This is a genomic window from Qipengyuania qiaonensis (genome assembly GCF_019711515.1).
Lineage (GTDB): Bacteria > Pseudomonadota > Alphaproteobacteria > Sphingomonadales > Sphingomonadaceae > Qipengyuania > Qipengyuania qiaonensis.
In genome coordinates this window covers 359,426-385,694 of the sequence record NZ_JAIGNO010000003.1, presented here as the reverse complement: position 1 = coordinate 385,694, position 26,269 = coordinate 359,426, and the positions used below count along the sequence as shown (strand labels likewise).

Genomic DNA, 26,269 nt, shown 5'->3' with positions numbered 1-26,269 from the left:
GTCCGGGTTCGGGCATGTAAGCGACAGGCAATACGCCAATATCACAAAAGGGGCCGGAGCAATCCGGCCCCTTTTTCGTTGTCAGGGCATGCCGTTGTTCGAACTGTGAGGATATTCATGAAGAACCGTTTCCTGCTGCCATCTTTCGCCGCACTCGCCCTTGCCGGCTGCACCACGGTGGATGAGCTTCCCAGCGACAGGGTCGGCGAGACGACGCTGCTGTTCGCCAATGGGCTACCGGCCGGAACCGTACAATTGTTGAGCAATGGGCAGACCGTAACGGTCGCCGTCGCCGCTGCGGCCATGTCGCCAGGCGAGCATGGCTTCCATCTCCATACGACCGGCCAGTGCACCGCGCCCGACTTCACCAGCGCCGGCGGCCATCTCAATCCCGGCAACAAGACCCACGGTTCGCTGTCACCCGGTGGTCAGCATCTGGGCGACATGCCCAATCTGATCGTAGGTGCCAACCGGACGGGCAGCACCGAGGTCCAACTGGAAGGCAATGCCCGCGACGTGATCGAGGATATCTTCGATGCCGACGGCACGGCCGTGGTCGTCCATGCCGGGCCGGACGACTATCGCACCGACCCGGCCGGCGATGCCGGATCGCGGATCGCCTGCGGGGTATTGAAGCGGGTCTAGACCGCCTCGCCAGCCTCGCGGGCGCGCTCCACTACGGATCCCGCCGCTTGCGGGACCAGCTTCAGTGCCGCGACGAGCAGGATCAGCCCGATCGGCGCCGCCACCAGGGTCGAAAGCACGCCCAGCGACAGATCGTCGCCATTGGTCGCCGAGACATAGCCGGCCATGAAGGGGCCGAGGCCCAGGCCGATCAACGTCGTCGCCAGGAAAAACGTCGCCGTGGCGAGCCCGCGCATACGCGGCAAAACCAGCGCCTGGCTGGATGCAGCAGCCGCGCCCAGCGCCGATGCGCTCAGCAATTGCGCCAGAAAAGCGCCGACATAGAACAGCACGACATCGTCGGTCGTGTAGGCAAGCCACATGGCCGGGATCGGTGTCACCAGGCCGAACACTATAACCCATACCCGCCCCTCTGGCCGACGTTCGAGGAGGTAGTCGGCCATCCGTCCCCCGAGGATAACGCCGAGGAAACCAGCCACCGCCGCCGGAGCGCCGAGGAACCAGCCGAGATCGGTCTTGTCGACACCCAGCGCGCGTTCGGCATAGGGGGCGCCCCAATAGGACGCGGCATAGGCCATGAAGGCGACGGTGCCATATCCCAGAATCACGCAGAGGAAGGCGGGCGACCCCCAGGTCAGCCGGAAAGTCGGCAGATCGCGCGCGCGCAGGCCCATCGCCCAGCTGAACACCGCATAATAGCCGACGCCGAGAAACAGCCATTGCTCCAGCACACCGGTCCAGCGCCACAGTATCCATGCAAGAGCAGCGAAAAAGGCAGCGCCGAGCAGGTTCATCGCCAATGCGCCGGTCCCCCGGGCGGCCGCCCCGAACACGGTGAAGGGCGGGATGACCTGGAACAATTCGCGCAAAAAGCCGCGGAACGGTTGCGGATCTTCGGGCGTGGGCAACCCGTCGATCGCCCCGCGAACGGGTTCGCGCAAAGTGAGCACCCACAGCGCCAGCAGGAGCCCGGGCAGGCCGACCGCCAGGAATGCCGCCTGCCAGCCGGCCAGGCCCAATGGCCCGCCTTCGGGATAGGCGGCGTTCCAGTTCTCGACGATGAGCCCGCCGATCAGCAGCGAAATACCGCCGCCGATGTACAGGCCCGAGGAATAGATCGCGAGCGCGGTCGCGCGCAATCGCGCGGGGAACCAGTCCGAGATGAGCGAATAGGCCGACGGGCTGGCCGTCGCCTCCCCCACGCCGACACCGATGCGTGCGACGGTCAGGGCGGTCGCACTTTTCGCAAAGCCCGACAGCGCAGTCATGGTCGACCAGAGCGCCAGACCCAGGCTCATCAGCCGGACCCGTTTCCAGCTATCGGCGAGCTTGCCTAGCGGGATACCGAACAGAGCATAGAAGACGGCGAAGGCGGTCCCGTAAAGGAAGCCGAGATAGTCGTCCTCGACGCCGAGATCGGCCTTGATGTCATTGGCGAGGATCGACAGGATCTGCCGGTCGATGAAGTTCAGAACATAGATGAGAACGAGAACGCCAAGGGCATACCAGCTATAGGCGGGAACCTTGTCCGTGCCGTCGCCTGCTGTTTTTCCGACCTTTGGCGCGGCATCCGTTGCTTCTGTCAAACCCTCACTCCGTCAGTTCCGGGGCATCCTCTGAATAGACGGTGGTATCGACAAGCCCTGCCTCGGCAAAGCCTTTTCGGCGCAGGCGGCAGGAATCGCAGGCGCCGCAAGCCTCGCCCGAAGCGGTCGGATCGTAGCAGGACCAGCTCCACGCCGGATCGAGGCCGAGGCGATGGCATTCGCGCGCGATATCGGCCTTGGACATGTGCTGCAGTGGCGCGTGGATCGTAAACGGATGGCCCTCGACACCCTGCTTCGTGCCGAGCCGCGCGGTTTCCGCGAAGCTGGCGATGAATTCGGGACGGCAATCCGGATAACCCGAATAGTCGAGCGCATTGACCCCGATAAAGATATCGCGCGAGTTCGCCGTTTCGGCAAAGGCGGTCGTCAGTGCCAGGAAGACAAGGTTGCGCGCCGGCACATAGGTCACGGGGATATCGTTCCCGACCCCGCCTTTCGGTACATCGATATCATCCGTCAGCGCCGAACCGCCGAAGCGCCTGAGGTCGAGCGGCAATTCCACATGACGCTCGACCCCCAGCTTTTCGGCGATGGCGCGGGCCGATTGCAGCTCGCGCACGTGGCGTTGGCCATAGTCGATCGTCAGCGCGTGGACCGCCATGCCAAGCTCGCGCGCGATCGCTGCCGTGACCATGGAGTCGAGCCCGCCCGAGAGCAGGACCACTGCCGGGCCGGATGTGTCGGATTCAGTCATGCAGGCCCGCTAAGCGCGAACGCGCGACCCTGCAAGCCGGCGGTCAGCCGCAGCTACCCGTCTGGCGCGCTTCGGCGGTGAACTGGAACGGCTTGCCCCCGGCAATTCCCTGACTGTCGATCTGGACCAAGCTGGCCGACTCCTTGCGGATATGGGTACGCCCATAACCATTGCCCCGGCAGGTGTACTGCACCGTCACCTCGCTCGCCGCATCGTCGACGACGAACCGGTTGCAGCCGCCTTCGGTGTGGCGAAGCTGGATGAGTTCGCGCCCCGTCCGCACGCAGACCTTGCGCGCGGAACTGCCATCGCGGAAACGGATTTCCCATCCGCCGCGATCGATACTGTCGAGCATGGCGAGAGATGCCTGCGCAATGGCCGGGGAGGTCACGGCCGCAAGCGGCGCCAGCAGGAGCGCCGTCAGGAAAGCCCGTTTGCAAGCCATACCAAATCCACCTTTCGTCCGGAGAGACGCCTCGATTCCCGCGCATTATACCAAAATGGCGATGAACCGTTGTATAATATCGACATACCGATCAAATTTCGATGTCGAACTGCTTCGAGCAGAACGCGCAGTCGACGAGCACGATCCCGTTCTCATCGCGCATCTCGGCGCGCTGGTCGTCGGGAAAACGCTCCAGCACGGCGCGATAGTGCTCGACCGAGCAGCGGCATCCGCGGGCAATCTGCGCTCCCGGCTGGATGCGAACTTCGTCTTCCTCGTGGAACAGCCGCCAGGCGATCGCTTCGAGCGAAAGCGCGGGATCGAGCAGTTCGTCGTGCCTGAGCGAGCCTGCCAGGATGGCGACATGTTCCCATTCGGGATGATCCAGCTTGGCATGCAGGCGCTCGCGCCCCTCCTCGCCCTCGGGAAGGTGCTGCACCAGCAGCCCGGCGGCACGAACTCCATCGCCGTCCGAGCGCACGGCGCAGCGAATGAGCGTGGGAACCTGTTCGGACTGGTAGAAATAGCGCTCGCACGCTTCGGCAAGACTATCGCCCTCCAGCGGCACGATGCCCTGGTAGCGCCCCTTGTCGCCGGCAAGATCGAAGGTGATCGCAAGATAGCCCTTGCCGAACAGCGCATAGAGCGAAGGGTTGGCACCCAGTTCGGCAAGCCTGGCCGCGTCGAACTCCACATAGCCGCGCAGGTCGCCGCCCTTGTAGTCGCAGACCAGCAAGCTGACCGCACCCGCTTCGGTCTGCGCCTGCATGGTGACCTGCGATCCGTCGTCCTTCACCAGCCCTCCGATCAGGACGGCCAGCACTAATGCCTCGGCGAGGAGATGCGTGATCGGCGCCGGATAATCATGCGCCGCGAGAATCTCGTCGAGCGTCCTGTCGAGCCGCACGACGCGCCCGCGCGCATGGCGCGTCGGAATGGTGAAGGCGAGCAGGCGACCCGAATAGGTCTCTTCGTTCTTTGCGGAAATGGCGTCCATGCCCGATATATGGGGCGCATGCCCGCAAATGTTAGGTTTGGCGGAAGCTGTCAGATCCGGTCGAAACACCAGAGCAAGACCGACTTTTGCGCGTGAATGCGGTTCTCGGCCTCGTCGAAGACTACCGACCGGTCGCTTTCGAACACGTCTTCGGTGACTTCCTCGCCCACATGGGCGGGCAAGCAATGCAGGAACTTGGCGTTGGGCTTGGCCATATCCATCAGTCGGCCGGAAACCTGGAAGGGAGCCATCGCAGCGAGCTTGTTGTGAACATGCTCCTGGCCCATCGAAACCCAGGTGTCGGTGACGACGATGTCGGCGCCCGACACGGCCTCGGCGGCGTCTTGCGTCAAAGTCACCTGCGCACCGCCCGAACGCGCCATGTCGACGAACTCGGCATCCGGCTCATATCCCTGCGGCGTACCGATACGGACGTTGAACTTCATCAGCCCCGCCGCTTCGAGAATCGAATGGAGCACATTGTTGCCATCGCCCAGCCAGGCGATTTCGAGCCCGGGCACGGCCTTGCCATGTTCGACCATGGTGAGCAGGTCGGCGACGATCTGGCAGGGGTGCGAACGGTCGGTCAGGCCGTTGATGACAGGCACACTGGCATGGCGCGCCATTTCCAGCGCTTTCTCGTGATCGTCGGTGCGCAGCATGATCGCATCGACCATGCGGCTGAGCACGCGTGCCGTATCGGCAATGCTTTCGCCGCGCCCGAGCTGGCTGGTGCCCGAATCGAGGATCAAGGCCGAACCGCCCAGCTGACGCATGGCCATGTCGAAACTGACCCGGGTGCGGGTCGAGTTCTTTTCGAAGATCATCCCGAGGACATGGCCGGCAAGCGGCGCATCGGCATCGGCCCTGCCCTTCGGCCAGCCGGCCCGCGCCGCCTTGCGGTCCTGGGCATCGTTGATCATGGCGGCAATCGCATCACCGCCAGCGTCCGAGAGGTCGAGGAAGTGCCGCACTGCCACCCTCCCGTCAGCCTGCCGGATCGTAGCTCGCGGCACCGGCCGAAAGCTTGTCGAAGAACTCGTCGAACTCGGCATCGCCCGCCACCAGCGGCGGCAGGACACGCAGTGTGTTGTCGCCGGCGGCCACCGTCAGCAGGTGATGATTGTCGCGCAAATGGACGAAGAAGGGCCGGCTTTCGACCTTCATCCTGAGGCCGAGCATCAGGCCCTTGCCGCGCACCAGTTCGAACAGCTCGGGATAATTGCCGATGAACTGTTCCAGGCGCGTACGCAGACGCTCGCCCTTTTCGGTGACTTCGGCGAGGAAATCGTCATTGGCGACGGCGTCCATCACCGCCATGCCGGCAGCCATGGCCAGCGGGTTGCCGCCATAGGTCGAGCCGTGCGTGCCGAAGCCCATGCCGCGTGCCGCTTTCTCGGTCGCGAGGCAGGCACCGAGCGGGAAGCCCCCACCGATACCCTTGGCGGTGGCCATGATATCCGGTTCGATGCCGTAATGTTCGTAAGCGTAGAGCTTGCCGGTGCGAGCGACGCCGCACTGGACTTCGTCGAAGATCAGCATGAGATCGTTATCGTCGGCCAGCTGGCGCAGGCCGCGAATGAATTCGTCGCTGCCCGGGCGGATGCCGCCCTCGCCCTGGATCGGCTCGACAAGGAAACCGGCAGTCCTGTCGTTCATCAGCGACCTGGCGTGGTCGAGATCGTCGAACTCGGCATATTGGAACCCGGCGAGCAGGGGCATGAAGCCCTTGTGCATCTTTTCCTGGTTGGACGCGCTGATGGTCGCCATAGTGCGCCCGTGAAAGGCGTTGGTGAAGGTGATCAGCTCGGTACGGTTGCTGTCGCCGTCATCATGCTGGTGGTAGGCGCGCGCCGTCTTGATCGCCGCCTCGACCGCTTCGGCGCCCGAATTGGTGAAGAAGACGGTATCCGCAAAGGTCTTGTCGACCAGGCGCCGGGCGAGTTCTTCGCCCTGTGGGCTGCCATAGAGGTTGGAGACATGCATCAGCGTCTCGGCCTGTTTCTGGATCGCGCCGATCAGGCCGGAGTGGCTATGGCCTAACAGGTTCACCGCAATGCCGCTGGCGAAGTCGAGATAGCGCGTGCCGTCTTCATCGATCAGATGGCAATGCTCGCCCTTGACCGGGCGAACCCCGCAACGGGGATAGACGGGCATCAGCGGCGTAATCGACATGGAGCCTCCAGCGGCACCTCTTCGCGGGTGCGTTTGCAATCGAAAGACAAATGGCGGTCCCGCGAAGGAACCGCCATCTGCGTGTTTGCCAGCGATCTATTGCGTCTCGCGATCCGGGTCAAACCCGAAGGCGGAGCGCGGCCTCAGTCCTGAACGGGGACGAGGTTGACCGCCGAATATTTGCCGCGTCGGTCGACTTCGAGGTCGAATTCGAACCGTTCGCCCTCGTTGATTCCGGCAAGGCCCGAACGTTCCACGGCGCTGATATGGACGAACGCATCGGGTTGACCGTCATCGCGGGTCAGGAAGCCGAAGCCCTTCATCGAATTGAAGAACTTGACCGTTCCCGTCGCTTTCTCGCCGGTCAGTTCCCGCCGGGGTGCTGCATCGCGGTCACCGCCGCGATCACCGCCGCCGCGCGATTGCACGGGAATGACATCGCCGACGACCTGGAGATCCTGCGCCGAGACCTTGCCGCCGCGATCCACGAGGTTGAATTCCAGTTCCTGCCCTTCGGCAAGACCTTCGAGCCCGGCGCGTTCGACTGCGCTGATGTGGACGAACACGTCCTCACCGCCGCCATCCTGCTGGATGAAGCCGAAACCCTTCTGGCCGTTGAAGAACTTGACCGTACCCTTGCCGGTACCGACGACCTGTGCAGGCATGCGGTTGAAGCCGCCACCGCCGCCGCGATTGCCGCCGCCGAAGCCGCCGCCACGATCGCCCCCACGATCACCGCCGCCAAAACGGTCATTCTGAAACGCCTCATGCGGAGCAAAATCGCCCGGAGGCCCACCGAAATTGTCGAAACCGTCTTCCCCGAAACCGTCGCGCTTGTCCCGGCCGCGGCGGCGTCCTCTGTCGTAACCCATAACTCGAACAATACCTTGTCGTGCAGTCTACAAGTCAGAACTCGCCGGAACGGAGGACTGCATTCCGTACTGGCGCGGGCGGGAACTTAACCCTCCCCTGTTCACCCGTCATAGCGCGAAACATGGCTAGGCGCGAATGTTTTAGGTGCAATAGCTAGCAAACCGCAGAAATGTGACATTTTCGCATAGCGATACTGCTCAAAAGATCGCTTGAACGAAGCGAGGGCGGCGGGCAGAGGGTGAGTGATGGAATTTCTGGCTCTCCTGTCCGATCCGGCAACCTGGCTGGCCCTGCTGACGCTGATTGCACTCGAAGTCGTGCTCGGCGTGGACAATCTCATCTTCATCGCCATCCTGTCGAACAAGCTGCCCGAACACCAGCAGCAGCGCGCACGCCGTATCGGCCTCGCGCTTGCGCTCATCATGCGCATCGGACTGCTGATGCTGATCGGTTGGCTGGTCACGCTACAGACACCTTTGTTCGACCTCGGCCTGGTGGGTGCGCCCAACGAATATGGCGAACCCAGTTTCGAGACAGCCTTTTCCGGTCGCGATCTGATCCTGCTGGTCGGGGGCCTGTTCCTGCTGTGGAAGGCGACCAAGGAAATCCATCACGCGATGGAGCCGGAAGACAATTCGGGCGAGCTGCTCGACAAGACACCCGGTGTCGCCGCCGCGGCGACCGCGACGTTCGGGACCGTGATCGCCCAGATCGTCGCGATCGATATCGTCTTTTCGGTCGATTCGATCCTGACCGCCGTCGGCATGACCGACGAAATCCCGATCATGGTTGCAGCGGTCGTGATCACGGTTGCGATCATGATGGTCGCGGCCGATCCCTTGGCGAACTTTATCGAAAAGAACCCGACACTGGTGATGCTGGCGCTCGCCTTCCTCGTCATGATCGGCCTCGTCCTGATCGCCGACGGCTTCGGATTCCACGTACCGAAGGGATATATCTATGCCGCGATGGGCTTCTCGGTCGGGGTCGAGATCCTCAACATAATCCAGCGCCGGCGCCGGGAAGGCAAAGCGGCCAGCGCGGCAGGAGAAGCTCCATGAGCGAATTCCGCAAGATATCCGACGACTTCTATGCCAGCCCGCAGGTGACGCCGCAGGAGATTTCCGAAGCCGCGGCGATGGGCATCGCGCTGGTGGTCAACAACCGCCCCGACGGCGAAGCGCCCGATCAGCCGGAAGGCGCAGATATCGAGGCTGCCACGCGCGCGGCCGGAATGGATTATCTGGCCATCCCGATCGGCAGCGCGGGCTTCAGCGAACCGCAGGTCGAACAACTGCAGGACGCGCTGGCCGCGGCGCAGGGACCGGTGCTCGGCTTTTGCCGTTCGGGAACGCGCTCGACCCTGCTCTGGTCGCTCGCCCAGGCGAGGGCTGGCAGCGATCCCGACGAAATCGGCGAAGCGGCGGCGGCCTGCGGCTACGATGTGAGCCCGGTTCGCCCGGCGATCGACATGTTCGCCGCCCGTGCCCGCGGCTGATCATTTGCGATAGTCGAGCGGCGGGTCGCGATCGCCCAGCAGCGATTCGTAGACGTAATCCTCGCCCCGCGCCGCAATGAACTCGGCCTTGGCCGTCTCGCGCAGTTGCGGATTGGTGTAGAGTTCGACCGCTGCCAGCACCATCGCCTTGGCCGCATGCTGCGTGCCCTTGGAACCATAGCTGTGCCCGCTCGCGGCGACCGCCTGCCAGCTATGTGCCGCCGTTCCCGGAACCCAGGTGGCGGTGCGCACGCTGACGGTGGGCACGGCGCGGCTGACATCGCCCACATCGGTCGAGCCGTAGCCGGTCTGCACGGCATATTCCTCGACCTCGCCCGCTTCCGAGAGTTCGGGAGCATCCTCGCCGAAACTTTCGCGAACCGTCGCCGCCCAGGTCAGCTCATCAGCCGTATACTCGATCGGCTCGAGCGCGCGCAGCTTGGTATCCATCATCTTTTGCAGCGATTCGAGGGGGAGCGTAGGATTGTTGCCATGGATGATCTCCCAATCGACCTCGGTCCCCGTTCCCATAGCTGCGCCCTTCGCCGCCGCCTCGAGCCGCGGCCATAGCGCCCGCACCTCGTCGGCATCCGAATGGCGGACGTAATAGAACACCTCGGCAAAATCGGGCACAACGTTGGGAGCCTTGCCCCCGTCCGTGATGACGTAATGGATGCGCGTATCCATGCTCGTATGTTCGCGCATCATGTTGACCATCATGTTCATCGCCTCGACCCCGTCGAGCGCCGAGCGCCCGCGCTCCGGCGCGCCGGCGGCATGGGCGGAAACCCCGCGGAAGCGGAACTTGCCCGAGCGATTGGCAAGGCTCATGCGCGAAGCGGCGGAATTGCGATCCGCCGGATGCCAGTCGATCACGAAATCGGCATCGTCGAACAGACCCGCGCGCGCCATGTAGACCTTGCCAGAGCCGCCTTCTTCGGCGGGCGTACCGTAAAGCCTGACGCGGCCGGGCGTACCGGTCGCCTCCAGCCAGTTGCGGATAGCGATCGCTGCGCTGAGCGAGCCCGCACCGAACAGGTTGTGGCCGCAGGCATGGCCGGCATGTTTCCCCGCCACGGGATCGCGCGTCGGTTCCGCCGATTGGGTTATTCCCGGCAGAGCGTCGAACTCCGCGAGCAGGCCGATCACAGGCCCACCTTCGCCCCACTCGGCAACGAAAGCGGTGGGTATATCCGCCACACCGGGCCGGATGGAAAAACCCTCTTTCTGCAACTCGTCGATCAGCAATCCGCTCGAGCGCGTCTCGAGATATCCAAGTTCCGCAAACTGCCAGATCTGCTGGGCGACACGCTCGGTCCGATCTGCTTCGGCTTCGACCTGAGCGATGGGATCGGCAGTCTGTGCGAAGGCGGGCGTGGCGACCAGTGCGGCCCCGGCGGCAAGAATGGCGAAGGATTTCATATCTGTCTCCCTGATGCGCCCTGCTTGCCGGAAAGCGCCGCGCGTGCCAACGCCTGCGTCATGGAATTGCCACCTGCTCTGTTCCAGTTCCTCGGTTCGCTGATGGCGATCTTCGCACTCGCGGGAATTGCCTTCTGGCTCAAGCTTGGCCCGGCGCCCCGGCTTGTAGACGAAGATGCCGCCCGGACTGCGGCGGCAGAGGCCGTCAGTGGATTCGAAGCGGTCGCCGTCGGGCTGGACCGCGACGGGCGGGGCGCGCTGCTGCGGGATGGCGCCGGGCGCGTGTTGCTGCTGCGCGCTCATGGCGTGCATTTCGCGGGACGCGTTCTGTCCCCCGCCTCTCGCGCTCAACGCGATGGCGACACGCTGCTCGTCGATACGGCAGAAAAGCGTTACGGTGCGGCGCGACTGGTGCTCGACGATCCTTCGGCTTGGGTCGATGCGATAGACGCGATAAAGAACTGACCGCCATGCCCGATTTCTCGCCCACCGAACTTGCCGTTCCCGGCTTCGTCGCGCTCGTGCTGATCGAGATGATCTGGGCGTGGCGCAAGCGGCCCGAGGCTTACGAGCCCAAAGATACGCTCACCAGCCTGGCCTTCGGCCTTGGCAGTACGGTTTCGGGTCTGCTTTTCGGCGGCGTTTTCTTCGCTCTGTTCCTGTGGCTATGGCAGTTTCGCCTGTTCGATATACCCTGGACCTGGTGGGCCTTCGCTTTGTGTTTCGTGCTCGACGATCTCAAATATTACTGGGTCCATCGCTTCGGCCATCGCGTGCGCTGGTTCTGGGCAAGCCATGTGAACCATCATTCGAGCCAGCATTACAACCTTTCCACCGCGCTGCGGCAGACATGGACCGGGTTCCTGACGCTGGGTTTCGTCTTCGCACTCCCGCTCGTTCTGCTCGGCTTCCACCCGGCGATGATCGCCATCTGCGGCGGGTTCAATCTGATCTACCAGTTCTGGATCCACACCGAAGCGATCGACCGCATGCCGCGCTGGTTCGAGGCGGTGATGAACACCCCAAGCCATCACCGCGTCCACCACGCCACCAACCCGCGGTATCTCGACCGCAATTATGCCGGCGTGTTCATCGTCTGGGACAAGATGTTCGGCACCTTCGCACCGGAGGTGGACGGCGAGAAAATCCGCTACGGTATCGTCAAGCAGCTCGGCAGCTTCAATTTGCTCTGGGCGGTGTTCCATGAATGGATCGGCATCGTGCAAGACATGTGGCGCGCGCCGTGGAAGCACAAACTCTCCTATCTCCTGCGCGAGCCCGGCTGGACGCATGACGGCAGCCGCGAAACCTCGGACCAGATCCGTGAACGCTGGCTCGAACGGCAGGGAACGCAGGAAAAGTCCGTTTCATCGGAAAACCCGATTGCGGGCGAAGCGGAGCCTGCCTAACCTCTAGGCAGGAGAGGAGAATCCATGGACGAATTCGATGTCATCGTGATCGGTGGCGGCAGCGGCGGCAGTGCCGTTGCCGGAAGGCTGGCGGAAGCTGGACGGACTGTATGTCTGCTCGAGGCGGGCGGGCGGAACAACGGCATGTTGGTCAGGACACCCGGCTTCATGCCCTTCCTGCGCGACGCGCAGAACTATCGTTTCGAGACAATTCCGCAGAAAGGTCTCAATGGACGCGTCGGCTATCAGCCTCGCGGGCGCGGCCTGGGCGGTTCATCGGCAATCAACGCCATGGTCTATATCCGCGGCAATCGCTGGGATTACGACAATTGGGCTGCGCTCGGCTGCACCGGCTGGGGCTATGACGACGTTCTGCCCTATTTCAAGCGCGCCGAGCACAATGTCCGCGGGGCCGACGAATACCATAACAGCAGCGGCCCGCTTTGGGTCAGCGATCAGAGATGGCCCAATCCGGGCAGCCTGGCTTTCGTCGAGGCGGCCGCGCAGCTCCAGTTGCCGCGCAATGCCGATTTCAACGGGGCGAACCAGGAGGGTTTCGGACTCTACCAGGTCACGCAAAAGGACGGCGAACGCTGGTCGGCCGCGCGCGCCTATATAGAGCCGCAGCGCCGCGCGAAGAATCTCGACATCCGCATCGGCGTCACGGTGCAGCGGCTTGAAATCGACCAGGGACGGGTAACCGGCGTGACCTACGCAGTCGCGGGCAAGGAGCGCACGATCACGGCGCGCGGCGCGGTCGTGCTGTCAGCGGGAGCTTTCAATTCGCCGCAGATACTCATGCTGTCCGGTATCGGCCCGGGGGCGCATTTGCGGGAGCACGGGATCGAGGTCGTACTCGACAGGCCCGCAGTCGGGTCGGACCTTCAGGACCACATCGACTACGTTTCCAGCTGGGAGACCAAGAGCAAGGATTTCATCGGCGACAGCCTGACCGGCACGGTCCGCATGGCCAAGGCCATCATGGAGCATCGGCGCAAGCGCACCGGCATCATGACGACACCCTATGCCGAAGCGGGCGGGTTCTGGACCGTCATGCCCGATGCGCCCGCCCCCGATGTGCAATGGCATTTCGTGCCTGCCATGCTCGAAGATCACGGGCGCGAAAAAGTGAAAGGACACGGCTTTTCGCTCCATGCCTGCGTCCTGCGACCCGAAAGCCGCGGCACCGTCCGGCTCGACAGCCGCGATGCCAGCCATGCGCCTCGCATCGATCCGAACTTCCTCGATGACGATCGCGATATTGCGACCTTGCGCGAGGGAGTGCGCCTCTCGCACCGCATCGCCTCTTCGCCCAGCCTCGCGAAATACGGCCCGCAGGATCGCTATGCGGTTAATCTCCACGACGATGCCGAGCTGGACGAGCTGATCCGCAATCGAGCGGACACGGTCTATCACCCCGTCGGTACATGCCGCATGGGCGCGGATGAAGGTGCCGTGGTCGACCCGACGCTTAAGGCGCGCGGGATCGACGCGCTGTACGTGGCCGACGCCAGCATCATGCCGCGCGTGGTCAGCGGCAATACGAACGCGCCGAGCATCATGATCGGCGAGCGCTGTGCGGATTTCGTGAAGGCAGCGCTGGTTGCCTGATCTGAGTTCTCCGCAAACGAGGAGCGGGCCGGAGTCGCCCCCGGCCCGCATTTAAAGTCCTGGATGCCCCATCAAAACGTCTGGCGTGCCGTCAGGCCGAAGGTCCGCGGCGAACCGACGCTATAGCCCAGACGGGCACGTCCGCCGCGTTCGCGGTCGAAGCTGAGCAACGCATTCTCGTCGAAGATGTTGTTTGCGTAGAGGACGAAGGACAACCCGCTGTCGAAGTCGATGCCCACATTGACGTTCACCAGATCGTAGGACGGCAACAGCAGATCGACCGTGGTGGCGGCATCGGCGGGAGCGCCTCCGAACGGCAGGCCATGGACGAAGGTGCGCGGATTGTTTTCCTGATCGCCCGGCTGCGTATAGCGATTGCCGACATGGCTGTAGGAGGCCGAAAGATAGGCGCTCGCACTATCCGCGATCGGGAACTCGTAACTGCCGGAGGCGGAGAACTGGAACTTCGGCACGGAGGCGAGCCGGTTACCTTCGCGAATCCCCGTAGCGGCGGCGAGCGGGCCCGGAAGGGTGGAATCGAACTCCGCCTCGATCAGGCTGCCCGAAAAGACCAGATCGAGCCCGTCGATTGGCGACAAGCCGAATTCGGCTTCGACACCCATCGTATGCGCTTCCTCCACGTTGAACACGATGCGCGAGGAACAGCTTCCGGCATCGAGTGTCGTCTGCAGGTTCTTGATGTCGTTGTAGAAACCCGCAACGTTGGCATAGAAGCCGCGTCCCTGCGCCTTGGCGCCAACTTCGTAGTTCCACAGGGACTCGTCGTCATAGCTCTGGAATGCCCCGAACAGCGCGGCATCCTCCGGCGTGCAGAGCGTGATGTTGAGCGGATCGTTTACGCCGCCAAGACGGAAGCCCTTGGAAGCTTGCGCATTGACCGTAAGCGTTTCGCTGACATCATAGCTTAGCAGAATGCGCGGACTGAAACCGTCGGACGTGGTCGTATCGGAAACATTGTCGCCATTGGCGAATAAACCGCCCGAGATGAACTTGCGGCTTTCTTCGAAATCGTAATACCGCACCCCGATCGTCACATCGAAGGCATCGGTCAGGGCATAGGTGCCTTCGCCGAAGATCGCGACCTGTTCGAGCTGGTAGGGCAGGTCCGCATTATAGGGCGAATCGAGATCCGGGAAGCCGTTGGCGACCGCTGCCGATGTGCCTGCGCCCAGCGTCGCGTCGGTCACTGCCGCATAGCCCGGCGTGGGCAGGCGTTGGCGATAGAAGCGGTCGGTGCTGGCGTAGAACCCGCCGAACACCCATTGGAACGGGCCCGATCCGTTCGAGGAAAAGCGGATTTCCTGCGTGACCCCTTCCACATCGGTGGTGTCGCGCAGATTGGCCGGCAACAGGACACCCTCGTCGGGATAGCCGAGATCGACCGAAACCGAGCCGGTGAGGGCGCTACCGTCGCGGCTGACCAGGATATCGCGATTGGTATAGGAGCTGACCGAGGTGAGCGTGACCGGGCCAAGCTCCGCCTCGACCACCAGATCCGCGATCAGCGTTTCGTCTTCGAATGCCTCGCGCAAGAGCAGGTACTGCTCGCGCTCGTCGAACGTCACCGCGGGGCGGGTGGTCGTAAACGGATTGGCGTAGAGGTTGTAGATTTCCTGCCGGTTGAAGCCATTCGCTTCCACCTTCTGGTAAACCACGCGCGGCGTGATGCTGAAACCTTCGCCGGTGTCGAGCGTGAAGGCAATGCGTCCGCCATAGCGCTTGCCATCGTTCACGTCTTCGCCGCCAGCTGGACCGATCGCGTCGATGAAGCCGCCATATTGCGTGTAATAGCCGACCGCACGGATTGCCGCGTTCTGCCCTACAGGCACGTTGACGGCGCCTTTCAGGTGCCAGCCCAGGTCGTCGCCATCGACAAGATTGATATTCCCCTCGACAAGGCCTTCGGTAACACCGACTTGCGGCTGGTTGGTAATGTAGCGGATCGTCCCGCCGACGCTGCCGGAACCGAATAGCGTACCTTGCGGGCCACGCAGCGTTTCCACGCGATTCAGGTCGAACAGGTCGAGATCGGGCGTAAACAGCGAGAGCGAAATGACGCTTTCATCCAGATAGACGCCAACCTGCTCCTTCACGCCGGGCTGATCGCGTACGACCTGCCCCGCCGATACCCCGCGGACCGACACCTGGCTCTGGCCCGGACCGAGATTCTGCACGGAAAGGCCGGCAACGTTGCGCGAGATGTCTTCGAGATTGGCTGCACCGGATTTCTGGATGTCTTCCTGCGTCTGTGCGTTGATCGAAAACGGCACATCCTGGATGGTCGAATCTCGTTTGGTCGCCGTCACGATGATAACGTTGGCATCGTCTTCGACTTGCTCCGTCTCCTGCGCAAGCGACGGAACTGCGACAGCCATGTGGCTGCATCCGGCAAAGAGCAGCGCAGTGCGCACAGCAAGCCGGTGGTTTATTGTTTGCATGATGTTCGTCCTCCTGCCGAGGCACTAACAGCCTCTTGATGACGAATTACATGAATCAACTTGGGCCGCGAAACAATCGGGACCATCCGCTACTCAATGAGATCGGTCGCCAACGTAGTAAAAGAGTCACACAGGCAGCGGACAAAAAAATGGGCCGGGAAATATCCCGGCCCTCGATAGGCTTGTGTTCGCAGGAGGAACATCTTTAGACGGGGACACCTCCAAGAGGAGAGGAGAGAGAAGAGGCGCCCCGCCTAACTTGTGATCAACTTGCCCGGGCGAATTCCGGGTAGGCTTCGATACCGGTTTCGCCGAGGTCGAGACCTGCCATCTCTTCCTCTTCGCTCGGACGCACCCCGATGGTCATCTTGAGTGCGAACCAGACGATGCCGGAAGTCACGCAGACGAAGACGGCTGTCGCGACGACACCGGTGATCTGTGCCACGAACGGTACTTCGGTGTTGGTCAGCGGCACTGCCAGCGTACCCCAGATACCGGCGACGAGGTGGACGGGAATGGCGCCGACGACGTCGTCGATCTTCAGTTTGTCGAGTATCGGAACGAAGATCACCGGGAGCGCGCCGCCGATACCGCCGATTATGATCGCCATGCCCACATTCGGCGTCAGCGGTTCGGCAGTGATCGCCACAAGGCCGGCAAGCGCACCGTTGAGAGCCATGGTGGTATCCGCCTTGCCGTAGCGCAGCTGGGTGAAGATGATCGCTACGACCACGCCGGCACAAGCCGCCATGTTTGTATTCACGAAGATTTTCGACACGTCGGACACGTCGCCGATCGTGCCCATGGCAAGCTGGGACGCGCCGTTGAAGCCGAACCAGCCAAGCCACAGGATGAAGGTGCCGAGCGTTGCGAGCGGGATGCTCGAACCCGGGAATACCGCCATGCCCTTATTGGTGTAGCGCCCCAGGCGCGGGCCGATGATGAGAGCTCCCATCAGAGCCGCCCAGCCGCCGGTCGAGTGAACGAGAGTCGAACCGGCGAAGTCCGAGAAGCCCATCGCATCGAGCCAGCCGGCACCCCATTCCCAGCTGACGATAACCGGATAGATGAAGCCGGTCAGGACGGTGACGAAGATGAAGAACGGAACGATCTTGATGCGCTCCGCAACCGTGCCCGAAACGATCGAGGCCGTGGTGGCGCAGAAAACCATCTGGAAGAACCAGTCGGACGCGATCGAATATCCGGTCTCGGTGTCAGCTTCGCCAACCCCCTGCATCGCGTAGGGGAAGTCCGCGATGCCGAAATAGCCCCCTTCGAAACCCGGATAGGCGATCGAGTATCCGATCACCCAGAACATGAGACCGGCAATTGCATAGAGGCCGATATTCTTGAGGCACTGGACCGATACGTTCTTGGAACGGACCAGACCGGCCTCGAGCATGGCAAAGCCCGCCGCCATCCACATGACGAGGAATCCGCCGATTAGGAATAGAAGCGTATTGAAAATATAGGCCGTACCGCCGGAAACGGCCGCTGCTGCTTCCGCGGCGGCGGGATCTACCGCCTCCTGCGCGAATACCACTGCGGGCGTGAGCAGCGCGAGGCCGACGGCGGCGCTGCGAGAAAAAGTTCGAAGCATCATGGTTCCCATCCTGTCCGTCAGAGCGCGGTGTCGCCGGTTTCGCCGGTGCGAATACGCGTGGCGCTGGCGAGGTCGAATACGAAGATCTTGCCATCGCCGATCGCCTCGGTGCTGGCAGTCTGCTGAATTGTCTCGACCACTTGCGGAGCAAGATCGTCGCTGGCGGCAATCTCGAGCTTCACCTTGGGCAGCATATTGGTCGAGTATTCCGCACCGCGGTAGATTTCGGTCTGCCCTTTCTGGCGACCGAACCCCTTGACTTCGGTAACGGTCATTCCGGCCACTCCGATAGCTCCCAAAGCCTCACGGACTTCGTCGAGCTTGAATGGCTTGATGACGGCGATGATGAATTTCACGCGCTCACCCCCTCATTGTGATCCACCGGCCCAAGCACCGGCATTCGCACATGCAGCAAACTGCGTGCCAAATAAGGTTTTGGTAAGATTTGGCCGCCCAGACCCCTTTTCAGGGTATAATATTGTCCATTCCTTAGGCGGGTGCCCGCTATTTAGGCAATTCGAGGGTCGCCTTTATGGGCAGATGGTCCGATGCGACGGCGGACAGCGCCGTATGATGGACGTCGGTCGCGATGCAGTTCCAATGCCTGCTCGCCACGATACGATCCAGCGTCGCCACGGGCTGTCGGCTCGGATAGCTGCGGCCCGGCGTGATGACCTGCCAGTCGGCCGCAAATTCGCGCATCGCGCCCGTCTGCCGGCCCCATTGGTTGAAGTCGCCCATGATGACGGTCGGCAGATCGCGCCGGCATTTGCCGCAGAATTTCAGGAGGGAGCGGATCTGGTCGCGGCGGCGCAGGCCGGACAGGTCGAGATGCGTCCCGATCACGCGCAGGCTGCGCCCTTCGACCACGAACTCCCCGCAAGCCGCGCCACGCGGCTCAATGATCGGAAGATCGAGCGCTTCGCCATGGACGATATCGATCCCGCGCCTGACCAGCAGCGCATTGCCGTGCCAGCCGATGCTGCGCGGGCGCCGGGCCACCTCGACCACGCGCCAGTGCGTATCGTCGAGCTCCGCGCGCGGCAGAACGCTCGCACGCTCGCCGATGCGTCGGTCGGCTTCCTGCAGCGCAACGATATCGGCGTCGATCTCGTGCAGGACCGAAAGGATGCGCTCGGGATCGCGTTTGCGGTCCAGCCCGACAGCCTTGTGGATGTTGTAGCTGGCGAAAGTGATCTGCACTCGCGCCCTATTCGCCTTCGAAGAACCGATCGGTCGGGCGGGTGGGCAGGCCGTCGATGCTTTGGGTGCGCGTCTGCATCTTGGCGACCCATTCCTGCGGGTCGGACTGGGCATGCGCCTTTTTCAGCGTGTGGCGTTCCTCGCGATAATCCATGAAGGGCACGCCCCAGCCACAACTGGTCTGGACGCTCTCGACCGCGATATCGAAGATTTGCCGCGTGCCGGGAATGAGTTCGAACCGGTCCGCCAGTTCGGCCCAGCCCGCATCCTGCGGCAGCACGGCGCGCCCCTGGCCATAGATGCGCAGGATCAGTGCCGGCCGGTCGAAGTTGCAGAACATGATCGTGATCCGCCCATCCGCGGCGAGATGGGCGTGGGTCTCGTTGCCCGACCCGCCAAGATCGAGATAGGCGACCCGGTCGGGGGCGATTACGCGAAAGGCGTCGTAGCCCTTGGGCGAGAGATTGATGCGGGCATCTTCGGCGGCTGTGGCGACAAAGAAGACCGGCTGCTTGCCGATCATGGCGATATGCTTGTCGTTCAGCGCGTCGAAGAAATCGGCCATCAGAGAAAATCCCTCAGTGTCGCCATAAAGCGGTCGAACTGGTCATGGTGGAGCCAGTGCCCTGCATTTTCGAATTCGATCACCCTGGCATTGGAGAAATGGTCGAGCCGGCCATCGCCTTCGGGGTTCGAAGCCCAGCTGTCAGCGCCGTAGAGCAGCAAGGTCGGCGCTGTGATAGCCGCCCATGTCTGGTGCAGGAACTCGTCGGCAATGTCTTCGACCGGCCACACATTGAGGTGCGGGTCGAACTTCCAGCTATAGGTGCCGTCCTCGTTGCGGTTCACCCCGTGAACGGTGAGGTGACGCGCCTGATCTTCGGTGAGGTAGCTGTTTTCCTCGATCATCCGCGCGAAGGCGGCTTCGATGCTTTCGTATTTGCGCGGAGTGCGGCCGGATGCGGCGCGCTTCTTGCCGATCCACTCATTGAGCCGTTCGGGATAGCTTTTCTCGCGCATCTCGGCCTGGCGCGTCGGGCTCGGCCCCAGGCCTTCGATGGCGACAATCTTGCCGACCATGTCGGGAAACGTGCCGGCATAGCGCAGCGAGACATTGCCACCCATCGAATGGCTGACGATGGTCACCGGCCCCACGCCGAGCTGATGGACCAGCTGGGCAAGGTCGTAGACCATGTCGTTGGCGGAATAATTGCCGTCGCTGACCCAGTCGGAATCGCCGTGGCCGCGATGGTCCATGGCCACGACATGCCAGTCGTCGCAGAGCTGTTCGGCGACCCAGTCCCAGCTGCGTGCATGGTCGCGCCCGCCATGGACCAGCACCAGCGGCGGCTTCCCGCGCCCCTTCCCGTTAAGTCCACCCCAGTCGAGATAGTGCAGCCGCAGGCGCTGCGAGATGAAGGTCTGCGAGGTCGGTCCGGCGTGTGGCGTCATGCGCGTGGCTTTGCGCCACTCCGCGCGTCAATTCAACCTCAGCGCTCCTTGGTCGCGGAGAAGGTCAGGTCCGGGTTCTTTTCCTGCTGGTAGTTCACGTCCCACGGGCTCTTGGCCATGAAGACGAGATCGCCGTCGCGGTCCTTGGCGAGGTTGGAGAGGTTGAACTTCTCGAACTCGTTCAGCGCCTTGTCTTCGCCCCGGATCCAGCGCGCGGTGGCGAAGGGCGAGGCTTCCAGCCGCGCCTCCACCTTGTATTCGGCGGACAGGCGGCTGATCAGCACGTCGAGCTGGAGTTGCCCGACCACACCGACGATCCACTGGCCGCCGATCTCGGGATAGAAGACCTGGATCACGCCCTCTTCGCTCAGATCGTCGAGTGCCTTGCGCAACTGCTTGGTCTTGGTCGGATCGACCAGCGCCACGCGGCGCAGGATCTCCGGCGCGAAGTTCGGCAGGCCGGTAAAGCGGATCGCGTTCTTCTCGCTCAGCGTATCGCCGACGCGCAAAGTGCCGTGATTGGGGATGCCGATGATGTCGCCAGGCTCGGCCGTGTCGGCCACTTCGCGATCCTGCGCGAAGAACAGGATCGGCGAATGGATGGCGACCGGCTTGCCGAGGCCCGAGGGCGTCAGCTTCATGCCGCGTTTGAAGGTGCCGGAGACCTGCCGCATGAAGGCGATACGGTCGCGGTGGTTGGGGTCCATATTGGCCTGCACCTTGAAGATGAAGCCGGTGACCTCGTCGCGTTCGGGCGAAATCTGCTCTTCGCCCGCAGGTTGGGGGCGCGGCGGCGGAGCGTATTTCGCGATCGCCTCGATCAGTTCGGTGACGCCGAAATTCTTGAGCGCGGAGCCGAAATAGACCGGCGTGAGATCGCCATTGCGATACGCCTCGAGATCGAATTCGGGATAGCCGATCTGCGCCAGTTCGATATTCTCGGCAAAACGTTCGGGAATCTCGGCATCGCAGTCGCGCCTGCCCTTGAACTCCTTGCTCGGCCCTTCCGGGCGCGCGATGCAGCCGGTGTCGAAATCGAGCACGCCTTCGAACTCCCCACCCATGCCCACCGGATAAGCCTGCGGGCTGACATCGAGCGCGAGCATATCCGCAATCTCGTCGAGCAGTTCGAACACCGGCCGTCCTTCGCGGTCGACCTTGTTGACGAAGGTGATGATCGGCACGCTGCGCAACCGGCACACTTCGAACAGCTTGCGCGTCTGCGGCTCGATCCCCTTGGCCGCGTCGATCACCATGATGGCGGAATCGACCGCAGTCAGCGTGCGATAGGTGTCTTCGGAGAAATCCTCGTGCCCCGGCGTATCGAGCAGGTTGAAGGTAATGACTTCCCCGTCTTCATTGGCGCGCTCGAAGGTCATCACGCTCGAGGTGACCGAAATGCCGCGCTGCTGCTCGATCTTCATCCAGTCCGAGCGCGCCCGCCGCGCCTGCCCGCGCGCCTTGACCTCGCCGGCCAGGTGGATGGCACCGCCGGTCAGCAGCAGCTTTTCGGTCAGCGTGGTCTTGCCCGCGTCGGGGTGCGAGATGATTGCGAAGGTACGGCGGTTTGAGGTCATTGGCTCACGGGATTCGAAGAAGCGGGCATTGGTTATTGAGGATGTCCCTGATCGCGGCCCCCGGCGAGAAATCGTGCAACACCAGCAACGGCAGGATGCCGACGATAATCAGATAACCCGTCGTGGGGCGTAGGCTGATGGCCGCCCCGCACGCCAGCAGAAACACGAGGGCACCTCCCCAGACGTAGTACGAGGAGACGAACACCGATTGCGAGCAGTCGGAGATCAGCCGCGCACCCGTGGAGGTAAGCGCGACGCCAAAACCGCCGAGGCCGATAAGCGCACAAATAATCGCCAGTACCGTGCGCCCCATCAGTCGCGCGCCACCCGAAAACCTGCAAAATCCTGGTTCACCGGCATCAGTTCCAACCGGTTGATGTTCAGATGCGGCGGCAATTCGGCGATCCACTTGATCGTATCGGCGATGTCCTGCCCGGTCATCGGGTTCACCCCGCGATAGAGATCGTCGCTCGCGTCCTGGCTGTTCGTGCGCACCAGTGTGAACTCGGTTTCCACCATGCCCGGCTCTATGCTGGTCACGCGCACGCCGGTACCGTGCAGATCGGCACGCAAGGCAAGCGTGAAGTGGTTCGCAAAGGCCTTGGACCCCGCATAGACATTGCCGCCCGGATAAATGTAGCTGCCCGCCACCGACCCGATGGCGATGATTGCGCCCTTGCGTTCGATCAGCACGGGCAACAACTTGCGGGTCAGCACCACCATGGCCGTGACATTGGTGTCGATCATGGTCTGCCAGTCGTCGAGGCTGGCCTCCTGCGCGGGTGACAGGCCCTGCGCCAGCCCGGCATTATTCACCAGCAAATCGATCCCGGCGAAACCTTCGGGCAGCGCGGCGATGGCATCGTCCATCGCGGCGGTATCGCGCACATCGAACGCGGCAGGGTGGACCTTGTCCGCGCCCAGCTCGGCAACCAGCGCATCGAGCCGTTCATTGCGCCGGCCCGTGGCCACGCAGCGCCACCCGCCAGCGACCAGCGTGCGAACGGTAGCCTCGCCTATCCCCGCGGTGGCGCCGGTTACGAAAGCGGTCTTCATCCCCTCAGCTCCGCGCCTTGCTTGGCGGCTGCGGCGACGACCTTGTCCGAAATCGCCTTGATCTCGACATCGGTGAAGCTCTTCTCGCCTGGCTGAAGCGTGACTTCCAACGCCACGGATTTCCGGCCTTCGGGCACACCCTGCCCCGCGAACACGTCGAAAACGCGCGCATCGACGACCGCCTTCTTGTCTGCGCCCTTTACTACGCGCACCAGATCGGCGGCGGCGAGATCGGCCGGGACGAGGAAAGCGAAGTCGCGCCCGATCGCCTGCAATGCGGGCGGGGCATAGGCGGCGCGTGCGAAGCTCGGTGCACCCTTTTTGACCGGGATCGCATCGAGATGGATCCCGCCGGCCATGACCGGCACATCGATGTCGAAAGCCTTGAGCAGCGCAGGGTGCACCGCGCCGAAGCTGGCAATGCGGTTCTTGGGGCCGAGCCGCAGCGTGGCCGACTGGCCGGGGTGATAGACCTCGCCCGCCTCGCCCATCACCATGAGATTGCCGACCGGCGCCCCGGCGGCGGCGAGCAGGTCGAGGACCAGCGCCTTGGCGTCGTAGGCATCGAAGGTGCGCGGCTTGCCCGTCTTCCAGCCGCGTTCCGCCTCGTCGCCGACCAGAACGAAGGCCAGCGAGGGATGCTCGCCATCCGCGAGATAGCGCCGCCCGATCTCGAACAGCCGCAGCGAGGATGCACCGCGCGCGAGGTTGCGCCGCGCCGCGGAAAGCAGGCCGGGGAGTAATGAGGGACGCATGACCTTCATCTCCTCGCTGATCGGATTGTCGAGCACCCATGGCCCGCCGCCGACCAGATCGGCCTCGCGCTCGGAGATGAAGCTCCAGGTGATCGCCTCGTCGAGCCCGCGCGCCGCTGCTGCGCGGCGCAGCTTGCGCTCCATCAGCTGGAGCGGGGTGGCGGTGGGCTTGGCGACGCCCTCCGCGCGCGGCAGTGCCACGCTCTCGACCTTGTCGAGGCCGTGGATGCGCACGACTTCCTCGACCAGATCGGCCGGACCTTCGATATCGTGGCGGCGCGGCGGACAGGTGACCTGCCAGGCCTCGTCGACCCGGAAATCGAGCGCTTCGAGAATGCGCCGCTGTTCGTCCTCTGCCACCTCGACACCGCCGAGGCGCCGCGTGAGCCCCGGATCGAAGGTGACAATCCTCGGCTCCTTCGGTGGAGCACCCGCGCGCACCACATCGCTCGCCTCGCCGCCGCAAAGCTCCAGAATCAGCGCCGAAAGCAGCGCCAGCCCGTCGTCGAGGAAAGCCGGATCCACCCCGCGCTCGAACCGGGTGCGGGCATCGCTGGCAAGCCCGAGCTTGCGGCCCGTCACGCCGATGCGCTCGGGATCGAAATAGGCGATTTCGAGCAGCACGTCGCTGGTCTCGGGTGTCACCGATGAATGCTCGCCGCCCATGATCCCGGCGATGTCATGCACGCCTGCCTCGTCGGCGATCACGGTCATGGTTTCGTCGAGCGTGTAGGTCTTCTCGTTCAGCGCTTCGATCTGCTCGCCTGCGACCGCGCGGCGGGCGACCACCGTGCCGGTGAGCTTTGCGAGGTCGTAGGCATGTGCGGGGCGGCCGTAGGAAAGCATCATGAAGTTGGTCAGGTCGACGATCGCGCTGATCGGGCGCTGCCCGGCGCTGAGCAACGCATTCGCCAGCCATTCGGGCGAAGCGCCGTTGGTCACGCCGCGAATGACCCGCCCATAGAAGGCGGGGCAGCCTTCGGGATCCTCGGTACGGATTGCGACCGGACAGGGAAAGCGCCCCTCTACCGCGTCGATGCGCGGCGGCTTCAGCGTGCCCAGACCCGCCGCCGCGAGATCGCGCGCGATGCCGTAAACGCCCATGCAATCCGGGCGATTGGGCGTGATCGCCACATCGAACACGGGCGAGGTTCCGCGATAGATGGCAAAATCCGTCCCTACCGGAGCATCGCCCGGAAGCTCGATGATGCCGTCATGCTCCTCGCCCAGCTCCAGTTCGCGGACGGAACACATCATGCCGTTGGATTCGACCCCGCGGATAGCGCTTTTGCGCAGCTCCATGCCATTCGCGGGGACCACCGCGCCGGGCAAGCCGAGCACACCCTTCATCCCGGCACGGGCATTGGGCGCTCCGCAGACGACCTGGAGCGGTTCGCCCTCTCCGGTGTCGACCGTCAGCACCTGCAGCTTGTCGGCATCGGGATGGGGCGCGGCGGTCAGCACTTCGGCGATGCGGAAGCCCGCGAACCGTTCCGCCGGATCGTCGATCCCCTCCACCTCGTGGCCGATGGCGTTGAGCGTCGCAGCGATCGTCGCAGCGTCCGCCTCGGTCGTGAGATACACCTTGAGCCAGTTGAGCGAGAACTTCATGCGCGTGCTCCCACCCCGGCGCTGAGCGTCGGCTGGTCGAAGGGCGAGAAGCCGTAATGCGAGAGCCAGCGGCGATCGCCGTCGAAGAAGGCGCGCAGATCGTCCATGCCGTATTTGAGCATGGCAAGGCGATCGACGCCGACGCCGAAAGCGAAGCCCTGCCACTCGTCCGGATCGAGACCCGCGAATGCGATCACGCGGCGATTGACCATGCCACTGCCCAGCAGCTCCATCCAGCCATGGCCCGGCGCATCGCCATCACCGCCGAGCACGCGGCGGCCATCTACATCCTGCCAGCCCACATCGACCTCGACCGACGGTTCGGTGAAGGGAAAATAGCTCGGCCGCAGGCGCAGCACGATATCCTCGCGCTCGAAGAAGGCCTTGAGGAAGGTCTCCAGCGTCCACTTGAGATGGCCGAGATGGATCGCGCGGTCGATCACCAGGCCTTCGACCTGGTGGAACATCGGCGTGTGGGTCGCATCGCTGTCGCTGCGATAGACCCGGCCCGGGGCGATGATGCGGATCGGCGCACCATGTTCGACTAACGATCTGATCTGCACCGGCGAGGTATGCGTCCGCAGCAGCATGCGTGTGTTCGGCGCGTTATCAAGCGTCTGATCCGCACGATCTTGCAGGAAATAGAAGGTATCGTGCATGGCGCGCGCGGGATGCGTTTCGGCCATGTTGAGCGCGGTGAAATTGTGCCAGTCGTCCTCGATCTCGGGACCTGTGGCGACCGAGAAGCCGAGATCCGCAAAGATTTCAGCGAGTTCGTCCATCACCTGGCTGACAGGGTGGACCGAGCCCTGCGGCACATCCGGCGCTGGCAGGGTGAGATCGAGAGTCTCCGATGCCAGTCGCGCTTCAAGCTCTTCATTTTCAAATGCTTCCTTGCGCGCGGCAATGGCATCGGCGGTGGCGCTGCGCAGGCCGTTCAGCAGCGGGCCCTGCACCTGCCGTTCTTCGGGCGCCATCTTGCCCAGCGTTTTCATGAGTCCCGAGATCGATCCCTGCTTGCCCAGAAATTCGATCCGCAGCGCTTCGAGCGCCGCTGCATCGGGAGCGTTTTCGATCTGCGTCAGCGCATCGGTCTTGAGTTGGTCGAGGTCGGTCATCGGATCTTGCTTGGAAGTGTCGGAACTATGCGTCCGCCGCCCCTAGCGGCATGTGGAGA

Annotated in this window: 25 protein-coding genes; 6 read left to right on the top strand and 19 right to left on the bottom strand. The window is 63.4% G+C overall.

What is annotated here, in order from left to right:
- Nucleotides 1-117: 117 nt before the first annotated feature.
- Nucleotides 118-645 (top strand): superoxide dismutase family protein, encoded by a 528-nt coding sequence (locus tag K3174_RS07625; protein WP_221557597.1) that lies wholly within the window; start codon nucleotides 118-120, stop codon nucleotides 643-645.
- On the opposite strand, the gene K3174_RS07620 is transcribed toward K3174_RS07625, so the two are convergent.
- The 7 genes from K3174_RS07620 to K3174_RS17000 all read right to left on the bottom strand — a co-directional run bounded on the left by K3174_RS07620 (nucleotide 642) and on the right by K3174_RS17000 (nucleotide 7,435).
- Nucleotides 642-2,231, bottom strand: coding sequence for an MFS transporter (locus tag K3174_RS07620; RefSeq protein ID WP_221557595.1), 1,590 nt, complete (start codon nucleotides 2,229-2,231; stop codon nucleotides 642-644). The genes K3174_RS07625 and K3174_RS07620 overlap by 4 nt on opposite strands.
- A 4-nt stretch (nucleotides 2,232-2,235) precedes the next feature.
- Nucleotides 2,236-2,946: a 7-cyano-7-deazaguanine synthase QueC gene (queC, locus tag K3174_RS07615; RefSeq protein ID WP_221557593.1), complete on the bottom strand. Its 711-nt coding sequence runs from the start codon at nucleotides 2,944-2,946 to the stop codon at nucleotides 2,236-2,238.
- A 43-nt stretch (nucleotides 2,947-2,989) separates the two neighbouring features.
- Nucleotides 2,990-3,391, bottom strand: coding sequence for a hypothetical protein (locus tag K3174_RS07610; RefSeq protein WP_221557590.1), 402 nt, complete (start codon nucleotides 3,389-3,391; stop codon nucleotides 2,990-2,992).
- A 91-nt stretch (nucleotides 3,392-3,482) separates the two neighbouring features.
- Nucleotides 3,483-4,388 carry an Hsp33 family molecular chaperone HslO gene (hslO, locus tag K3174_RS07605; RefSeq protein WP_221557588.1) on the bottom strand — a complete coding sequence of 302 codons (906 nt, stop codon included), beginning with the start codon at nucleotides 4,386-4,388 and terminating at the stop codon, nucleotides 3,483-3,485.
- Nucleotides 4,389-4,438: 50 nt separating this feature from the next.
- Complete coding sequence (gene argF / locus K3174_RS07600) at nucleotides 4,439-5,368, bottom strand: ornithine carbamoyltransferase (RefSeq protein ID WP_345719602.1); 930 nt, start codon at nucleotides 5,366-5,368, stop codon at nucleotides 4,439-4,441.
- A 7-nt stretch (nucleotides 5,369-5,375) separates the two neighbouring features.
- Nucleotides 5,376-6,563, bottom strand: coding sequence for an aspartate aminotransferase family protein (locus K3174_RS07595; RefSeq protein WP_221557584.1), 1,188 nt, complete (start codon nucleotides 6,561-6,563; stop codon nucleotides 5,376-5,378).
- 143 nt (nucleotides 6,564-6,706) lie between these two features.
- Nucleotides 6,707-7,435, bottom strand: coding sequence for a cold-shock protein (locus tag K3174_RS17000; RefSeq protein WP_221557582.1), 729 nt, complete (start codon nucleotides 7,433-7,435; stop codon nucleotides 6,707-6,709).
- A 246-nt stretch (nucleotides 7,436-7,681) separates the two neighbouring features.
- Between K3174_RS17000 and K3174_RS07585 the strand changes: the two genes are divergently transcribed.
- Together K3174_RS07585 and K3174_RS07580 are read left to right on the top strand one after the other, a co-directional pair.
- Nucleotides 7,682-8,497: a TerC family protein gene (locus K3174_RS07585; RefSeq protein ID WP_221557580.1), complete on the top strand. Its 816-nt coding sequence runs from the start codon at nucleotides 7,682-7,684 to the stop codon at nucleotides 8,495-8,497.
- The gene (locus K3174_RS07580; RefSeq protein ID WP_221557577.1) at nucleotides 8,494-8,934 is read left to right on the top strand and encodes a protein tyrosine phosphatase family protein; all 441 of its coding nucleotides are present in this window, start codon (nucleotides 8,494-8,496) and stop codon (nucleotides 8,932-8,934) included. The genes K3174_RS07585 and K3174_RS07580 overlap by 4 nt, the downstream gene beginning before the upstream one ends.
- On the opposite strand, the gene K3174_RS07575 is transcribed toward K3174_RS07580, so the two are convergent.
- Nucleotides 8,935-10,356 (bottom strand): amidohydrolase, encoded by a 1,422-nt coding sequence (locus tag K3174_RS07575; protein ID WP_221557576.1) that lies wholly within the window; start codon nucleotides 10,354-10,356, stop codon nucleotides 8,935-8,937.
- Nucleotides 10,357-10,416: 60 nt separating this feature from the next.
- Between K3174_RS07575 and K3174_RS07570 the strand changes: the two genes are divergently transcribed.
- From K3174_RS07570 to K3174_RS07560, 3 genes are read left to right on the top strand one after another with little or no spacing between them, the layout of a single operon-like run.
- A complete protein-coding gene (locus K3174_RS07570; protein WP_247711972.1) occupies nucleotides 10,417-10,821 on the top strand; it encodes a hypothetical protein in 405 nt (134 codons plus the stop codon).
- 5 nt (nucleotides 10,822-10,826) lie between these two features.
- Complete coding sequence (locus K3174_RS07565; protein WP_221557574.1) at nucleotides 10,827-11,765, top strand: sterol desaturase family protein; 939 nt, start codon at nucleotides 10,827-10,829, stop codon at nucleotides 11,763-11,765.
- A 24-nt stretch (nucleotides 11,766-11,789) separates the two neighbouring features.
- Nucleotides 11,790-13,376 carry a GMC family oxidoreductase gene (locus K3174_RS07560; RefSeq protein WP_221557572.1) on the top strand — a complete coding sequence of 529 codons (1,587 nt, stop codon included), beginning with the start codon at nucleotides 11,790-11,792 and terminating at the stop codon, nucleotides 13,374-13,376.
- Between the two features lie 71 nt (nucleotides 13,377-13,447).
- Here the strand turns inward: K3174_RS07560 and K3174_RS07555 are convergent, their stop codons facing one another.
- The 11 genes from K3174_RS07555 to pheS form a co-directional block, all read right to left on the bottom strand.
- Nucleotides 13,448-15,835: a TonB-dependent receptor gene (locus K3174_RS07555; RefSeq protein WP_221557570.1), complete on the bottom strand. Its 2,388-nt coding sequence runs from the start codon at nucleotides 15,833-15,835 to the stop codon at nucleotides 13,448-13,450.
- A gap of 265 nt (nucleotides 15,836-16,100) precedes the next feature.
- Nucleotides 16,101-17,438, bottom strand: a complete 1,338-nt coding sequence (locus K3174_RS07550; protein WP_247711971.1) for an ammonium transporter family protein — start codon at nucleotides 17,436-17,438, stop codon at nucleotides 16,101-16,103.
- A 17-nt stretch (nucleotides 17,439-17,455) separates the two neighbouring features.
- Nucleotides 17,456-17,794, bottom strand: coding sequence for a P-II family nitrogen regulator (locus tag K3174_RS07545; protein ID WP_221557560.1), 339 nt, complete (start codon nucleotides 17,792-17,794; stop codon nucleotides 17,456-17,458).
- A gap of 148 nt (nucleotides 17,795-17,942) precedes the next feature.
- Nucleotides 17,943-18,641: an endonuclease/exonuclease/phosphatase family protein gene (locus tag K3174_RS07540; RefSeq protein WP_221557559.1), complete on the bottom strand. Its 699-nt coding sequence runs from the start codon at nucleotides 18,639-18,641 to the stop codon at nucleotides 17,943-17,945.
- Between the two features lie 7 nt (nucleotides 18,642-18,648).
- Nucleotides 18,649-19,206 carry a pyridoxamine 5'-phosphate oxidase family protein gene (locus tag K3174_RS07535; protein ID WP_221557549.1) on the bottom strand — a complete coding sequence of 186 codons (558 nt, stop codon included), beginning with the start codon at nucleotides 19,204-19,206 and terminating at the stop codon, nucleotides 18,649-18,651.
- The gene (locus tag K3174_RS07530; protein WP_221557547.1) at nucleotides 19,206-20,093 is read right to left on the bottom strand and encodes an alpha/beta fold hydrolase; all 888 of its coding nucleotides are present in this window, start codon (nucleotides 20,091-20,093) and stop codon (nucleotides 19,206-19,208) included. The genes K3174_RS07535 and K3174_RS07530 overlap by 1 nt, the downstream gene beginning before the upstream one ends.
- A gap of 38 nt (nucleotides 20,094-20,131) precedes the next feature.
- Nucleotides 20,132-21,670 carry a peptide chain release factor 3 gene (locus K3174_RS07525; RefSeq protein WP_221557545.1) on the bottom strand — a complete coding sequence of 513 codons (1,539 nt, stop codon included), beginning with the start codon at nucleotides 21,668-21,670 and terminating at the stop codon, nucleotides 20,132-20,134.
- 4 nt (nucleotides 21,671-21,674) lie between these two features.
- Entirely contained in the window at nucleotides 21,675-21,983 is a 309-nt protein-coding gene (locus K3174_RS07520; RefSeq protein WP_221557543.1) for a hypothetical protein, read from the bottom strand.
- The gene (locus K3174_RS07515; RefSeq protein ID WP_221557541.1) at nucleotides 21,983-22,726 is read right to left on the bottom strand and encodes an SDR family NAD(P)-dependent oxidoreductase; all 744 of its coding nucleotides are present in this window, start codon (nucleotides 22,724-22,726) and stop codon (nucleotides 21,983-21,985) included. Before K3174_RS07515 ends, K3174_RS07520 begins: the two co-directional genes overlap by 1 nt.
- Nucleotides 22,723-25,092: a phenylalanine--tRNA ligase subunit beta gene (pheT, locus tag K3174_RS07510; RefSeq protein WP_221557530.1), complete on the bottom strand. Its 2,370-nt coding sequence runs from the start codon at nucleotides 25,090-25,092 to the stop codon at nucleotides 22,723-22,725. Before pheT ends, K3174_RS07515 begins: the two co-directional genes overlap by 4 nt.
- Complete coding sequence (gene pheS / locus K3174_RS07505; RefSeq protein WP_221557528.1) at nucleotides 25,089-26,210, bottom strand: phenylalanine--tRNA ligase subunit alpha; 1,122 nt, start codon at nucleotides 26,208-26,210, stop codon at nucleotides 25,089-25,091. Before pheS ends, pheT begins: the two co-directional genes overlap by 4 nt.
- Nucleotides 26,211-26,269: the final 59 nt, after the last annotated feature.